The organism is Cupriavidus sp. F041 (assembly GCF_057814235.1).
In genome coordinates this window covers 3,593,714-3,607,495 of record NZ_JBVASY010000002.1, presented here as the reverse complement: position 1 = coordinate 3,607,495, position 13,782 = coordinate 3,593,714, and the positions used below count along the sequence as shown (strand labels likewise).

Annotated in this window: 11 protein-coding genes; 8 read left to right on the top strand and 3 right to left on the bottom strand. The window is 66.8% G+C overall.

Translation table 11 applies throughout. The annotated features are described in order from the left end of the window. Window positions 1–31: 31 nt before the first annotated feature. Window positions 32–1,426 carry a signal recognition particle protein gene (gene ffh, locus ACZY0R_RS33990; protein ID WP_488864682.1) on the bottom strand — a complete coding sequence of 465 codons (1,395 nt, stop codon included), beginning with the start codon at window positions 1,424–1,426 and terminating at the stop codon, window positions 32–34. Window positions 1,427–1,528: 102 nt separating this feature from the next. Between ffh and ACZY0R_RS33985 the strand changes: the two genes are divergently transcribed. The 7 genes from ACZY0R_RS33985 to ACZY0R_RS33955 all read left to right on the top strand — a co-directional run bounded on the left by ACZY0R_RS33985 (window position 1,529) and on the right by ACZY0R_RS33955 (window position 11,960). Beyond that, complete coding sequence (locus tag ACZY0R_RS33985; protein WP_441625590.1) at window positions 1,529–2,461, top strand: cytochrome C assembly family protein; 933 nt, start codon at window positions 1,529–1,531, stop codon at window positions 2,459–2,461. 7 nt (window positions 2,462–2,468) lie between these two features. After that, window positions 2,469–2,744, top strand: coding sequence for a PP0621 family protein (locus ACZY0R_RS33980; protein WP_488864680.1), 276 nt, complete (start codon window positions 2,469–2,471; stop codon window positions 2,742–2,744). Continuing rightward, window positions 2,741–4,810 (top strand): sensor histidine kinase, encoded by a 2,070-nt coding sequence (locus ACZY0R_RS33975; RefSeq protein WP_488864678.1) that lies wholly within the window; start codon window positions 2,741–2,743, stop codon window positions 4,808–4,810. Before ACZY0R_RS33980 ends, ACZY0R_RS33975 begins: the two co-directional genes overlap by 4 nt. A gap of 100 nt (window positions 4,811–4,910) precedes the next feature. Next, window positions 4,911–6,620: a sigma-54-dependent transcriptional regulator gene (locus tag ACZY0R_RS33970; protein ID WP_488864676.1), complete on the top strand. Its 1,710-nt coding sequence runs from the start codon at window positions 4,911–4,913 to the stop codon at window positions 6,618–6,620. Further along, window positions 6,613–7,230 (top strand): 1,6-anhydro-N-acetylmuramyl-L-alanine amidase AmpD, encoded by a 618-nt coding sequence (gene ampD / locus ACZY0R_RS33965; RefSeq protein WP_488864674.1) that lies wholly within the window; start codon window positions 6,613–6,615, stop codon window positions 7,228–7,230. The genes ACZY0R_RS33970 and ampD overlap by 8 nt, the downstream gene beginning before the upstream one ends. Window positions 7,231–7,732: 502 nt before the next feature. Further along, complete coding sequence (locus ACZY0R_RS33960) at window positions 7,733–10,675, top strand: ribonucleoside-diphosphate reductase subunit alpha (protein WP_045237155.1); 2,943 nt, start codon at window positions 7,733–7,735, stop codon at window positions 10,673–10,675. An 82-nt stretch (window positions 10,676–10,757) separates the two neighbouring features. After that, window positions 10,758–11,960, top strand: coding sequence for a ribonucleotide-diphosphate reductase subunit beta (locus ACZY0R_RS33955; protein ID WP_035875536.1), 1,203 nt, complete (start codon window positions 10,758–10,760; stop codon window positions 11,958–11,960). Between the two features lie 107 nt (window positions 11,961–12,067). On the opposite strand, the gene ACZY0R_RS33950 is transcribed toward ACZY0R_RS33955, so the two are convergent. Continuing rightward, window positions 12,068–12,394, bottom strand: coding sequence for a thioredoxin family protein (locus tag ACZY0R_RS33950; RefSeq protein WP_488864671.1), 327 nt, complete (start codon window positions 12,392–12,394; stop codon window positions 12,068–12,070). Window positions 12,395–12,593: 199 nt separating this feature from the next. On the opposite strand from ACZY0R_RS33950, the gene ACZY0R_RS33945 reads away from it, so the two are divergent. Continuing rightward, the gene (locus ACZY0R_RS33945; RefSeq protein WP_488864669.1) at window positions 12,594–12,830 is read left to right on the top strand and encodes a hexameric tyrosine-coordinated heme protein; all 237 of its coding nucleotides are present in this window, start codon (window positions 12,594–12,596) and stop codon (window positions 12,828–12,830) included. A 9-nt stretch (window positions 12,831–12,839) separates the two neighbouring features. On the opposite strand, the gene ACZY0R_RS33940 is transcribed toward ACZY0R_RS33945, so the two are convergent. Then, window positions 12,840–13,763 (bottom strand): DMT family transporter, encoded by a 924-nt coding sequence (locus ACZY0R_RS33940; RefSeq protein ID WP_488864667.1) that lies wholly within the window; start codon window positions 13,761–13,763, stop codon window positions 12,840–12,842. Between the last annotated feature and the right edge of the window lie 19 nt (window positions 13,764–13,782).

Sequence of the window (13,782 nt, the reverse complement as noted above, 5' to 3'; positions counted from 1 at the left end):
GCCGGGAAAGGGCACCGCCACGCCGGATGGCTTAGCGGTTGAAGAGTCCCTTCATGCCGCCCTTCATCGCGCCCATCGAGCGCATCATCTTCATCATGCCGCCGCCCTTGAGCTTCTTCATCATGCTCTGCATCTGGTCGAACTGGTTGAGCAGGCGGTTGACTTCCTGCACCGGCACGCCGGCGCCGGTGGCGATGCGGCGCTTGCGGCTGGCCTTGATCAGTTCCGGCTTGGCGCGCTCGGCGGCGGTCATGCTGTTGATGATGCCTTCCATGCGGCGCACCTGCTTTTCGGCCACGTCCATGTTGGCGCCCTGGGCTTGCTGGGCGAACTGCGCCGGCAGCTTGTCCACCAGGCTGCCCAGGCCGCCCATCTTCTTCATCTGGCCGATCTGGGCCTTGAAGTCCTCGAGGTCGAAGTCTCCTGTCTTCTTGATCTTCTTGGCCAGCTTCTCGGCGGCTTCCATGTCCACGCCGCGCTGGGCTTCCTCGACCAGGGCGAGGATGTCGCCCATGCCCAGGATCCGCTGGGCCATGCGATCGGGGTAGAAGGGCTCCAGGCCATCGAGCTTTTCGCCAACGCCGACGAACTTGATCGGACGGCCGGTGATGTGGCGCACCGACAGCGCGGCACCGCCGCGCGCATCGCCGTCCAGCTTGGTCAGCACCACGCCGGTCAGCGGCAGCGCGTCATGGAAGGCACGCGCGGTGTTGACCGCGTCCTGGCCCAGCATGGCGTCGACGACGAACAGGGTTTCGACCGGCTTGATCTCGGCGTGGAGCGCGGCGATTTCCTGCATCATCGCTTCGTCGATGCCCAGGCGGCCTGCCGTATCGACGATCAGCACGTCGTGATAGTGCTTGCGGGCCCAGTCAACCGCCGCGCGGGCGATGTCCACCGGCTTCTGGTCCGGCTCGGAGGGGAAGAAGTCGGCGCCGACCTGCTCGGACACAGTCTTGAGCTGGGCGATAGCGGCGGGACGGTACACGTCGCACGACACCGTCAGCACTTTCTTCTTCTTGTTTTCCTTGAGCCACTTGGCCAGCTTGCCCACGGTGGTGGTCTTGCCCGCGCCCTGCAGGCCGGCCATCAGGATGATGGCGGGCGGCTGCACCGCCAGGTTCAGCTCGCCGCTCTTGTCGCCGGCGGCCAGGCTTTCCTCGCCACCGATGACGGCGGTCAGCTCGCGCTGCACCACGCCCACCAGGGCCTGGCCCGGTGTCAGGCTGGACACCACGTCTTCGCCGAGTGCCTTTGCCTTCACGCGGGCGATGAATTCGCGCACGACGGGCAGGGCGACGTCAGCCTCCAGCATGGCCAGGCGTACCTCGCGCAGCATTTCGGCGGTATTGGCTTCGGTCAGGCGAGCCTCGCCGCGCATGGTCTTTACGACCCGCGCCAGGCGTTGAGTGAGATTGTCCAGCATGGCAGAAGTCCGGGGGATAGGGCTTGATCGAGGCTTGTGCGGGCTCGGGACCCGGCTCAAGCGGGGCGCCACCGGGACGGGGCGCTAAGGTAAACTGTGCAAATGGCCATTGTACTGTATGCCTTGACGGCACTTCTCTATTGCGGCCTGGCCTATCACGGCTGGGCGACGCGCAACCCGCAGCTATCGGCTGCCGGCGCCGGCGGCGCCATCGGGGGCGCGGCGACCACCGTGCTGCTGCAGGGCGGCGGGGGCGCCGGCGGGCGCGGCGAGGACCGCCCGGCCTGGTGGCATGTGCTGATGCTGGCCGCGGTGGCAAGCCACGGCCTGCTGCTGCACGAAACCATTTTCCCGGCCGACCGCATGGTGTTCGGCTTTGCCTTCGCGCTGTCGGCCATGTTGTGGCTGGGCGTGGGCATCTACTGGATCGAGAGCTTCTTCTTCTCGCTGGCCGGCCTCGGCCTGATCGTGATCCCGGTGGCGATGCTGGCCAGCCTGATGCCGCTGGCCTTTCCCGGTGCGCAGATCCTGGGCTATGCGGCGCGGCCGTTGTTCAAGCTGCACTTCATCATCGCCAACGTGGCCTACGGCCTGTTCACGCTGGCGGCCTTCCATGCTTTCCTGATGCTGCTGGCCGAACGCCGCCTGCACGGTTTCAACCGCTCGCCCCAGATCGGCCAGGCCAGCGAGCCGGCGCAATGGATAGGCCGCTGGCTGGACCTGCTGCCGCCGTTGCTGACGCTCGAAAAACTGCTGTTCCGCCTGATCGGCGCCGGCTTCGTGCTGCTGACGCTGACGATCCTGTCGGGCCTGCTGTTCTCCGAGCAACTGTTCGGGCGGGCCTTCCGGCTCGATCACAAGACCGTCTTCGCGCTGCTGTCGTGGGCGATGTTCGCCGGCATCCTGGCCGGACGTACCTTTTATGGCTGGCGCGGGCGCACCGCGCTGCGCTGGGTGATCGCATCCTTCGGCATCTTGCTGCTGGCCTATGTCGGCAGCCGCTTCGTCATCGAAGTCATCCTGCACCGACTCTGAGGCCGGCATGGCACGCATCTTCCTGGTCCTGGCCGTGGTGCTGGGCTTCTTCTGGTGGCTTCGCCAGCGCGCCGAGGCGCGCCAGCGGGAGGATCGCGCCGCCCGGCATGGTTCCGCGCAAGGGTCGCAAGCCCGCACCCAGCCCGCGCAGGAACCCATGGTGCAGTGCGCGCAATGCGGCGTGCACCTGCCGCTGGGCGAAGCGATCGCCTATCGCGGCCTGCACTACTGCCGGCGCGCCCACCTGCCGGCCGACAGCGATCCGGACGGCCCGGCCGCATGAACGGAAGCGCCTCATTCTTGTCCCGCCTGAATGCCTGGCGCGGCGTCATCGCGATGTGGCGCCAGCCGGAGCCTCCCGATTTCCACTGGCGCCTGCTGCGCTATTTCAGCTGGACGCGGCTGGCGGTGGCCGTGCTGCTGCTGGGCTACACCTGGCTGCCGGCGCAGCGCGCCGATACCGAGCGGGCCGGGCAGGGGCTGGGCAATGGCTTGGCCGCGCTGCCCCTGTCCGTGCCTTATGTCGGGGTGGCGCTGGCGATGGTGATCGCGACGCTGTGGTGGCGCCACGGTTTTCACCTGCGGGTGCGCTTCCAGGTGCTGGCCGACCTTGTCCTGCTGGGCCTGATCTTTTACGCGCAGGGCCACCGCGGCGAGGGGGTGGCCATGATCTTCCTGCTGCCGGCGTTGCAGGCCGGCGCGCTCACCAGCCTGTTGTTCGCGCTATTCACCGCGGCGGTCTCGGCGCTGGTGGTGATGAGCGCCCCCTTCGCGCAGACCCTGCTGCTGCGCCAGGCGGACACTGGCCTGCTGGGCTCGGGTCTGTATGGCCTGGTCTTCATGATCGCGGCCTCGCTGATGTACCTGCTGGCCAACCGCCAGCTTGCGCAGGAGCGGCTGGCGCTGGCGCGCGAGCAGGAGCTGCGCCTGCAGCAACTGGTCAACCGGCTGATGGTCAACGACATGCAGGATGGCGTGATGCTGCTGCGCGCCAACGGCGTGGTGGTGGCGGCCAACCCGGCCGCGGTGGTGCTGTTGGGCGTGCAGCCCGCCGAACGGGGCAAGCAGACGTCCTCGCCGGCCACCGGGCGTGACGCGCTGTTCGACCTGCGCCAGATTCCCCGCCTGCAGCCGCTGATGGAGATGCTGCGCGACTGGGTGCGCAGCAAGGATGACGCGCCGCGCATCCTGCAATTGCTACCGCTGCCTTCGCGGCCCTCCTCGGGCCAGGGCCCCATCCTGCATACGCGGCTGCGGCTGCGCTTCCTGCTGCCGGGGCTGGCCAGCCTGCGCTCGACCTTTGCTTCCTCGCTGTCGGTCTCACTCGGGGCGCAGAACGCCATGAACACCGGCACCTGGAACGACCTGTCGCCCGAGGCGGCGGCGCGGCTGCGCCTGGCCATCGCGCAGAGCGAGGCCATGGCCTGGCGCCCGGAGGACGAGGCCCTGCTGCGCAGCGAGATGCGCGATACGGTGCTGGTCCACATCGAGAGCTGGGAACGCATCGCCGAGCAGGTGCAACAGGAAAAACTGGCCGCCATGGGGCGGCTGGTGGCGAGCGTGGCGCACCAGATCCGCAATCCGCTGGCGGCCATCAGCCAGGCCAGCGAACTGCTGGCCGAGACCAGCCGCCGGGGCGTGCGTCCCGGCGAGGCGGGGCGGCCCGAAGGCGATGTGGATGCCCGGCTGCTGCGCATCATCCACGACAATGTGCGCCGGCTCGACCAGGTGGTGTCGGACGTGCTGCAGATGTCGCGCCGCCCGCGCACCGAGCGCTCCGCCGTGGACCTGAACCAGGCCCTGCCCGAGATCGTCGGCCGCTGGCGGCTGGAGATGCGTTCGCGCTCCGCCAACGACGATCCGGTGGGCGCGCGGCGCGTGCCGCGGCCGGCGGAAATCAACGCCAATGCCGTGCGGCTCACGGTGGATGTGGCGCGCCCGGTCATCTTCGATCCGTCGCAGCTGCAGCAGGTGCTTGGCAACCTGCTCGACAACGCCTGGCGCTATTGCAGCCGCCTGCCCGGCGCGATCCGGCTGCTGGCCCACGCGCTGGACCAGCACCACGTCGAGCTGATCATCTGGAACGATGGCGTCGAGGTGTCGCGCGAGCACCAGCGCACGCTGTTCGAGCCATTCTTTACCAGCAACGCCCAGGGCACCGGCCTGGGCCTGTTCATGGCGCGCGAGCTATGCGGCGCCAACGACGCCCAGGTACGCTACGGTACGATTTCGCTTGACGCGCTGCTGGCGCAGACCGGCATGCTGGCGCCCGCGGCACGCGATACACTGCCGGCCAAGGCCTTTGTCCTGACCCTGCGCATCGACGCGCCGGACAACGCGGGCGGCTGAGCCGCGCTGCCGCCGCCGCGAACGGTTGGCCAGACCGTCAGCCAGGCCGCCGCGCGCCAATGCACCGATTCCACTTCGCCAGACCGCCAGACGCAGACCCATGCCCCTCAAGACGCCAGGCCCCGATCCGATTCTCGTCATCGACGACGAGGCCGACCTGCGAGAACTGCTCGATATCTCGATCCGCCGCATGGGCCACGACGTGGTGCTGGCTGGCTCGCTGGCGGAGGCGCGCCAGCAGCTTGCCGCGCGCCGTTATAGCCTGGTGCTGACCGACATGCGGCTCGGCGACGGGCTTGGCATCGATATCGTGCGCCAGCTATCAAGTGCGCCGGAACGGGTGCCGGTCGCCGTGATCACCGCCTACGGCAGCGCCGACAACGCCGTGGAGGCGCTCAAGGCCGGCGCGTTCGACTATATCGCCAAGCCGGTCTCGCTGGACCAGCTGCGCAGCCTGATCCTCAATGCGCTGGGACGCCAGCAGCGTGACGGCGCCGAGGGCGCCGGCGCGGCCGTGCGGGAGAGCGCGGACCGCGCGGCCAGCCTGCTGCCGGGCCATTCGCCGGCCATGCATGAGGTGCGCCGCTCGCTGTCCCGGCTGGCGCGCAGCATGGCGCCGATCGTGATCAGCGGCGAGTCCGGCAGCGGCAAGGAGCGCGCCGCGCGCGCCATCCACGCGGTGAGCGCGCGCGCCGCGCATCCCTTTATCGCGGTCAATTGCGGCGCCATCCCCGAAACCCTGATGGAATCGGAGTTCTTCGGCCATGTGAAGGGGGCCTTCACGGGCGCCGACGCCGAGCGCGGCGGTTTCTTCCAGGCCGCCAACGGCGGCACGCTGCTGCTCGACGAAGTGGCCGATCTGCCGCTGGCGATGCAGGTCAAGCTGCTGCGCGTGCTGCAGGAGCGGCGCGTGCGCAAGATCGGCGCGAGCCGCGAAGAGAGCGTGGACGTACGGGTGCTGTGCGCCAGCCACAAGGATCTCTCCGCGATGGTCGCGTCCGGCCAGTTCCGCCAGGATCTGTTCTACCGGCTCAACGTGCTGGCGCTGCGCGTGCCGACGCTGCGCGAACGGCACGAGGATATCCCGGTGCTGGCGGGAGCCATCCTGGAGCACCTGGCGGTGCGCTACGGCGATCCCCATCCCAAGCGGCTTTCGGCGGCCGCGCTGCAACGCCTGTCCAACTATTCGTTCCCCGGTAACGTGCGCGAACTAGAGAACCTGCTGGAGCGGGCCTATGCCTTCGCGGAAGGCGAAAGCATCGAGGTGGACGACCTTGGCCCGCTGGATGCGGGCACGGGGTATTCGGCCGTGCCGCGCCCGCCTGCCTCTGTGTCTTCGGCGGACGCGGCGCCCTGGGCGGCGCCTGTTGCCTACCCAGGGGCCGGCGCGCCACCGCCGCTGCCAGCTGCGCCGGCAGCGCCGTCCGGTCTCCGGCCCGATCTCCAGCCTGAAGCGTCGCCGGAATCCCGATCCGGCGTGCACGCGGCTGCGCTTTCGCAGCCCGCTGCGCCAAGCCTGGGCGATGGGGCGGGAGCGGCTTGCCGCGCGACATTCCCGATCGACCTGACCGGCTGCCTGGAAGCGCTTGAGCGCGACCTGATCCAGCAGGCGCTGCAGCAGACCGGTTTCAACCGCACTGCCGCCGCGCCGCTGCTGGGCCTGAGTTTCCGGCAATTGCGCTACCGCATCCAGCAACTTGGCATCCGCGAGGGCCGCGACGATGCGGCCGACGGTGCCGACGCCAGCGAAGCGATGCGCGACGGCCCGATGGGTGGGCTGCTGGCCGCCGATGGAGAGCGCGATGCCTGAGCACGACAATGGCAAGATCGCGTCCGGGCCTGGATTCCACCCGGATCCGGCCGGCTGGGTGCCCGCGGCGCGCCGCGTACCGTCGCCCAACTTCGACGCCCGGCCCGCGCACATGCCGGTCGACCTGGTGGTGATCCACAATATCAGCCTGCCGCCGGGGCAGTTCGGCAGCGGCGATATCGAGGCCTTCTTCCAGAACCGCCTCGACCCGTCCCGCCATCCTTTCTTCGCGACGATCCATCAGGTGCGGGTTTCGGCGCATTTCCTGGTGACGCGGGAGGGCGAACTGGTCCAGTTCGTTTCCTGCCTGGACCGTGCCTGGCATGCCGGCCAGTCCGAGTTCTTCGGCCGGCCGCGTTGCAATGACTTTTCCATCGGCATCGAAATCGAAGGCAGCGACGACCAGCCTTTCGCGTTGGCCCAATACCACACCACCTCCGCACTGGTGCGTGCCCTGCTCGGCGCTTATCCGGTGCGCGCGGTGGCGGGGCACAGCGATATCGCACCCGGACGCAAGACCGATCCCGGCCCGCATTTCGACTGGGCCGGCTTTGCCGCCGCCGCTGGCGTGGCTCCGGGGCAGTTGCCCTACCGCAAAGACCAGCCTTGAAGCAAGCCTCAATTGCGGGGCCTAGGGGATAGCGTGGATATGGGGAAAACCCTGATAAAGTCCGCGCCTATCGGAGCTGCCAGCCCAATCAAAAAAATTTCGCGTCACAGTGCGGTAACGCACCGTCGGGCGGGATCCCTTGAGTCGCTTGGGCTGGCGGGTATGGCGCAGCGCCGCATGCTGCGCCCGCACCAGAATTCGCGCCAAAAAAGCGCTTGTCAAGACTGGTGAATCCGCTCCGTTTCACTATACTTAGTCCAGTTTTTCGCATCGACCACTAGATCTAGTGGTGCTTTCGGGGAGCCGGCCTAGGTGTGCAGTTTCCGCCGCAACAATGGCTGCGGTCCGCCGAAGGGCCGGCGCATCACAAGAGTCCCAGCAGAATCCAGCAATAGCAGCGTGCCCTCCCGGGTAAGACCGGCCGGCGTGTCAGAGCCTTTTTGCGCATTTTGCCCGGGACTCTTTGTCACTCATAAAACACGGGTCAGAACAGGAGTTCCTCATGCAGACAGCCCAGAACGACATTTCCACCGGCGCCGCCGCCGCCGGTGCAGCAGCGAATCCGCAGTCGAGCCCCGCTACTGCCGGCGCTGGCAGCTACCAGGATTACAAGATCATCCGCCGCAACGGCGCCGTTGTGGCGTTCGAGCCGAGCAAGATCTCGGTTGCGGTGACGAAGGCCTTCCTCGCCGTCAACGGCGGGCAGGGTGCCGCTTCGGCGCGTGTGCGCGAAGTGGTCGAGCAAGTGACCCAGAACGTGGTCCGCGCCCTGCTGCGCAGCCGCCCCAACGGCGGCACCTTCCATATCGAGGACGTGCAGGATCACGTGGAACTGGCGCTGATGCGCTCGGGCGAGCATGAAGTGGCCCGATCCTATGTGCTGTACCGTGAAAAGCGCACCCAGGAGCGCGCCCAGGCCAATGCCCAGGCAGTCGCCCGCGTGCAGGAAGGCGGCGTCACGTTCAACGTGACCGATGGCGGCGTGGCCCGCGTGCTGGACCTGAACGCGCTGCATGGCCTTATCGACAACGCCTGCTCGGGCCTTGGCGACGCCGTGAGCGCCGAGCCGATCCTGAAGGAAACACTGAAGAACCTGTACGACGGCGTGCCGATGACCCAGGTCTACGACTCCGCCATCCTGGCCGCGCGTACCCTGATCGAGAAGGACCCGGCATACAGCCAGGTCACCGCGCGTATCCTGCTGCACACCATCCGCAAGGAAATCCTGGGCGCCGAAGTCACCCAGACCGAAATGGTGTCGCGCTACGCCGAATACTTCCCCAAGTTCATCGCCCGCGGCATCGAAGCCGAGCTGCTGGACGAGAAGCTGGCCACCTATGACCTGGCCCGCCTGGGCGCGGCACTGGACGCCCAGCGCGACTTCCAGTTCAACTACCTGGGCCTGCAGACCCTGTACGACCGCTACTTCCTGCACATCGACGAAACCCGCATCGAAATGCCGCAGGCATTCTTCATGCGTGTGGCGATGGGCCTGGCGCTGGGCGAGAAGGACCGCGAAGCACGCGCCATCGAGTTCTACCAGCTGCTGTCGTCGTTCGACTTCATGTCGTCCACGCCGACCCTGTTCAACTCGGGCACCCGGCGCTCGCAGCTGTCGTCGTGCTACCTGACCACCGTGTCGGACGACCTGGAAGGCATCTACGAAGCGCTGAAGGAAAACGCGCTGCTGTCGAAGTTCGCCGGCGGCCTGGGCAACGACTGGACCAACGTGCGCGCCCTCGGCTCGCACATCAAGGGCACCAACGGCAAGTCGCAAGGCGTGGTGCCGTTCCTGAAGGTGGTGAACGACACCGCCGTGGCGGTCAACCAGGGCGGCAAGCGCAAGGGCGCGGTCTGCGCCTACCTGGAAACCTGGCACCTGGACATCGAGGAATTCCTCGAGCTGCGCAAGAACACCGGCGATGACCGCCGCCGCACCCACGACATGAACACGGCGAACTGGATTCCCGACCTGTTCATGAAGCGCGTGATGGAAGGCGGCGAGTGGACCCTGTTCTCGCCCGCCACCTGCCCGGACCTGCACGACCTGGTCGGCAAGGCCTTCGAGACCGCTTACCTGGGCTATGAAGCCAAGGCCGCCAATGGCGAGCTGAAGCTGTTCAAGAAGGTCCCCGCCATGCAGCTGTGGCGCAAGATGCTGGGCATGCTGTTCGAGACCGGCCATCCCTGGATCACCTTCAAGGATCCTTGCAACATCCGCAGCCCGCAGCAGCACGTGGGCGTGGTGCACAGCTCCAACCTGTGCACGGAAATCACGCTCAACACCAACGACAGCGAAATCGCCGTGTGCAACCTGGGTTCGGTGAACCTGGTTGCCCACCTGAAGCAGCAGGCCGACGGCACCCAGGTGCTCGACCACGCCAAGCTCGAGAAGACCATCCGCACCGCGATGCGCATGCTCGACAACGTGATCGACATCAACTACTACGCCGTCGAGAAGGCCCGCAACTCCAACCTGCGCCACCGTCCGGTCGGCATGGGCATCATGGGCTTCCAGGACTGCCTGCACATGCTGCGCCTGCCGTACGCCAGCGACGCCGCCGTGCAGTTCGCCGACACCTCGATGGAAGCGGTGTGCTACTACGCCTACCGCGCCTCCAGCGAGCTGGCCGAGGAACGCGGCCGCTACAGCACCTATGAAGGCTCGCTGTGGGATCGCGGCATCCTGCCGCAGGACTCGCTCAAGCTGCTGGCCGAAGAGCGCGGCGGCTACCTGGAAGTGGATCACTCCTCGACCATGGACTGGGACAGCCTGCGCGCGCGCATCAAGCAGCACGGCATGCGCAACTCGAACTGCATCGCGATCGCGCCGACGGCAACGATCTCGAACATCATCGGCGTGTCGGCCTGCATCGAACCGACCTTCCAGAACCTGTACGTCAAGTCCAACCTGTCGGGCGAGTTCACGGTGGTCAACGACTACCTGGTGCGCGACCTGAAGGCGCGAGGCTTGTGGGACGAAGTGATGGTCGCCGACCTGAAGTATTTCGACGGCAAGCTGGCCCGCATCGACCGCATCCCGCAAGACCTGCGCGATATCTACGCAACGGCCTTCGAAGTCGAGCCGAGCTGGCTGGTGGAAGCCGCCAGCCGCCGCCAGAAGTGGATCGACCAGGCTCAGTCGCTGAACATCTACATGGCCGGCGCCTCGGGCAAGAAGCTGGACGACACCTATAAGCTGGCCTGGCTGCGCGGCCTGAAGACCACGTACTACCTGCGCACGATGGCAGCCACCCACGTGGAGAAATCCACCGTGTCGCGCGGCTCGCTGAATGCCGTGTCGTCGGGTAGCGACGGTGGCATCGGCGCCGCCGGTATCGACCAGGCCGCCGCCTCCGCACCGGCCATGCCGGAAGCCGAAGGCGCGGTCTGCACGATGCGCCCGGGCGACGCTGGCTTCGACGAGTGCGAAGCCTGCCAGTAAGTCATTACCTGCCGGCCCCCTCGCCGCGCCGCTGCGCCGCGAGGGCCACGGCAAACCAAAGCATTCCACGGAGAACCACACCATGCTGAGCTGGGACGACGACGTTCAAGCCACCCCGCAGGCTGCCCCGCAGCCCGCGCCGAATCCCACCGCCACGCCTGCCGCCGCACGCTCTGTCGACCAGCACGGCGTGCTGCCGCCGGCCGCCACGCAGCCGGCCGGCACGGGTATCCTCGGCAACCTGCCGGCGTCCGACGCGCCGACGGACCGCCGCGTGAATGCCGCCGACAAGCGCGTCATCAACGGCTCGACCGACGTCAACCAGCTGGTGCCGTTCAAGTACAAGTGGGCCTGGGAAAAATACCTGGCCGGCTGCGCCAACCACTGGATGCCGCAGGAAATCAACATGTCGCGCGACATCGCGCTGTGGAAGGACCCGAACGGCCTGACCGAAGACGAGCGCCGCATCATCAAGCGCAACCTCGGCTTCTTCGTCACCGCCGACTCACTGGCCGCCAACAACATCGTGCTGGGCACCTACCGCCAGATCACCGCGCCGGAATGCCGCCAGTACCTGCTGCGCCAGGCCTTCGAGGAAGCGATCCACACGCACGCCTACCAGTACATAGTGGAATCGCTCGGCCTCAACGAAGCCGAGATCTTCAACGCGTATCACGAAGTGCAGTCGATCCGCGACAAGGACGAGTTCCTGATCCCGTTCATCGACACGCTGACCGACCCGGCCTTCAAGACCGGCACGCCGGAGAACGACCAGAAGCTGCTCAAGTCGCTGATCGTGTTCGCCTGCATCATGGAAGGCCTGTTCTTCTACGTGGGCTTCACGCAGATCCTGGCGATGGGCCGCCAGAACAAGATGACCGGCGCCGCCGAGCAGTACCAGTACATCCTGCGCGACGAATCGCTGCACTGCAATTTCGGCATCGACCTGATCAACCAGATCAAGCTCGAGAACCCGCACCTGTGGACCGCCGAGTTCAAGGAAGAGATCACCGCGCTGTTCAGGAAGGCCGTGGACCTCGAATACCGCTACGCCGAGGACACCATGCCGCGCGGCGTGCTGGGCCTGAACGCGCCGATGTTCAAGGGTTACCTGCGCTTCATCTGCAACCGCCGCTGCCAGCAGATCGGCCTGGAGCAGTTGTTCCCGAACGAGGAAAACCCGTTCCCGTGGATGAGCGAGATGATCGACCTGAAGAAGGAACGCAACTTCTTCGAGACGCGTGTGATCGAGTATCAGACGGGTGGGGCGTTGTCCTGGGATTGAGAGTCGTCGTCGTTGTCATGTTGTTGTCGCGCGCGGCATGGCGTGACGCATGAACAAAAAAGCTCCTTCGGGAGCTTTTTTGTTTTGGTGCCGCATCAGGATGAAGACTACCCGTCGATCCGTGCCAACGCCTCTTCAATCGCCCCCGCATCACCCGGCCGCACCAGCCGCGCGACCTCCAGGCCATCGCGCATAAACACCAGCGTGGGCCACAGCCTGACCCTGAACGAGCGGCCCAGCGGCTTGCCGCTGCCGTCCTCGATCTTGATGTGCCGGACTGCCGGATGGGCGTTCATCGCGCTGGCCAGGTGGGGCTGGGCCCGCACGCAGTGGCCGCACCACGGTGCGCCGAATTCGATCACGGCCGCCCCTTTCATCTCGTCGATCTCGGCCCGCGCCGGTTCGCGCGCAGCGTACACATCGGTCATCGTCATAGTCAGTCCTCTCGTCTGCCGGATCTCCGTTTGCGAATTGTAATTCTTGCGAACGCGGCATCGCACTGCCGACTGCCAGCCGATTGGGCAATGCCACTGGCTACCTCTAAATCCCCGACATTGGCTATTGCCCCTGCGCGCTCCGCCTCCTAGGCTGGATTGTCCTGACGGACTCCCACAAAAACCAAGGAGCGTGACCATGTCATTCCCGCTTGTCCCCAACGGAACCCTGATTACCCCGACCGCCGAAGAAGGCCGCCAGCTGGCCGTGAAAATGGCACGGCTGATCATCAAGGCGACCCAGCCCGACGACCAAGTCCGCGAAACGCTGCGGGCCGTCTACGCCAACGACGCGACCATGCTGCTGCAGGTCGGGCAGATCGTCGCAACGGAGTTTGCGACCATCGCCGCCGCGAACAATTACTGGCGCGGCTGAGCGCGGGCGTCAGGCCTGCGTGGCCTGCGGTACATCTGCCTCGGCCGGCTTGCGCCAGCGCACCGTGGCCAGCAGCGATGCCGCGACGATCAGGCCACCGCCGGTCCATGCGGTGGCCGAGATCCTTTCCCCCAGCCACAAGCTTGCGAACAGGGCGCCAAACGCGGGTTCGCTGCCCATCAGCAGGGCCACGCGCGTGGGGCTGCTGCGCTTGATGGCGTAGTTCTGCGCGAAGAATGCGAACAGCGTGCAGGCGATCACCAGGTACAGCACCGTGGCCCAGAATGCCCCGTGGCCGGAGAGCGACGGGATGGGTTGCCACTGGGCGGGCATCAGGACCAGCGCCAGGGCCGCGCTGCCTGCAGCCACCACGCCCGCTTGCACCGCCGTCATCGTCAGCGCCGGCATCGGCGCCGCGCGCATCACTCGCTTGGTCGCGCACACCATCAGCGCCCGCAACACCGCGGCGGCCAGGATCAGTCCATCGCCGGGATTGAGGATGAACTCGCCGTCGCCGGCCAGCAGCCACGCGCCCATCAGCGAGAGCGCCACCGCCGCCCATTCGATGGCGCCCGGCCTGCGCTTGAGCAGCAGCCATTCGACCAGCGGCGTCAGCACCACGCACAAGCTGATCAGGAAGGCGGCGTTGGATGCGCGCGTGAGCAGCACGCCAAACGTCTCGCACAGGAAGATGGCCAGCAGCAGCACCCCGGTGCCCAGCACGGCGCGCATCGTGGCGGCGTCGGCATGGCGCAGCCTGGCCAGCGTGGGCGACAACACCAGGAAGGTGATGCCAAAGCGCAACGCCAGCAGGCCCAGTACGGGATAAAACACGAGCGCGCTCTTGACCACGCCGTAGCTGCTGCCCCAGACCACGGCAACCGCGAGCAGCATCAGGTCGGACAGCAAGAGCAAGCGTTTTTGAGCAGGCATGGCGGTTCTCCGGCGATGG

What these genes read in the sequence shown, in the direction of transcription:
- ACZY0R_RS33980 (WP_488864680.1), top strand. Translation starts at nt 2,469, where the DNA reads ATGGCACGCATCTTCCTGGTCCTGGCCGTGGTGCTGGGCTTCTTCTGG.
- ACZY0R_RS33950 (WP_488864671.1), bottom strand. Translation starts at nt 12,394, where the DNA reads ATGACGATGACCGATGTGTACGCTGCGCGCGAACCGGCGCGGGCCGAG.
- ACZY0R_RS33960 (WP_045237155.1), top strand. Translation starts at nt 7,733, where the DNA reads ATGCAGACAGCCCAGAACGACATTTCCACCGGCGCCGCCGCCGCCGGT.
- ampD (WP_488864674.1), top strand. Translation starts at nt 6,613, where the DNA reads ATGCCTGAGCACGACAATGGCAAGATCGCGTCCGGGCCTGGATTCCAC.
- ffh (WP_488864682.1), bottom strand. Translation starts at nt 1,426, where the DNA reads ATGCTGGACAATCTCACTCAACGCCTGGCGCGGGTCGTAAAGACCATG.
- ACZY0R_RS33955 (WP_035875536.1), top strand. Translation starts at nt 10,758, where the DNA reads ATGCTGAGCTGGGACGACGACGTTCAAGCCACCCCGCAGGCTGCCCCG.
- ACZY0R_RS33940 (WP_488864667.1), bottom strand. Translation starts at nt 13,763, where the DNA reads ATGCCTGCTCAAAAACGCTTGCTCTTGCTGTCCGACCTGATGCTGCTC.
- ACZY0R_RS33945 (WP_488864669.1), top strand. Translation starts at nt 12,594, where the DNA reads ATGTCATTCCCGCTTGTCCCCAACGGAACCCTGATTACCCCGACCGCC.
- ACZY0R_RS33970 (WP_488864676.1), top strand. Translation starts at nt 4,911, where the DNA reads ATGCCCCTCAAGACGCCAGGCCCCGATCCGATTCTCGTCATCGACGAC.
- ACZY0R_RS33985 (WP_441625590.1), top strand. Translation starts at nt 1,529, where the DNA reads ATGGCCATTGTACTGTATGCCTTGACGGCACTTCTCTATTGCGGCCTG.
- ACZY0R_RS33975 (WP_488864678.1), top strand. Translation starts at nt 2,741, where the DNA reads ATGAACGGAAGCGCCTCATTCTTGTCCCGCCTGAATGCCTGGCGCGGC.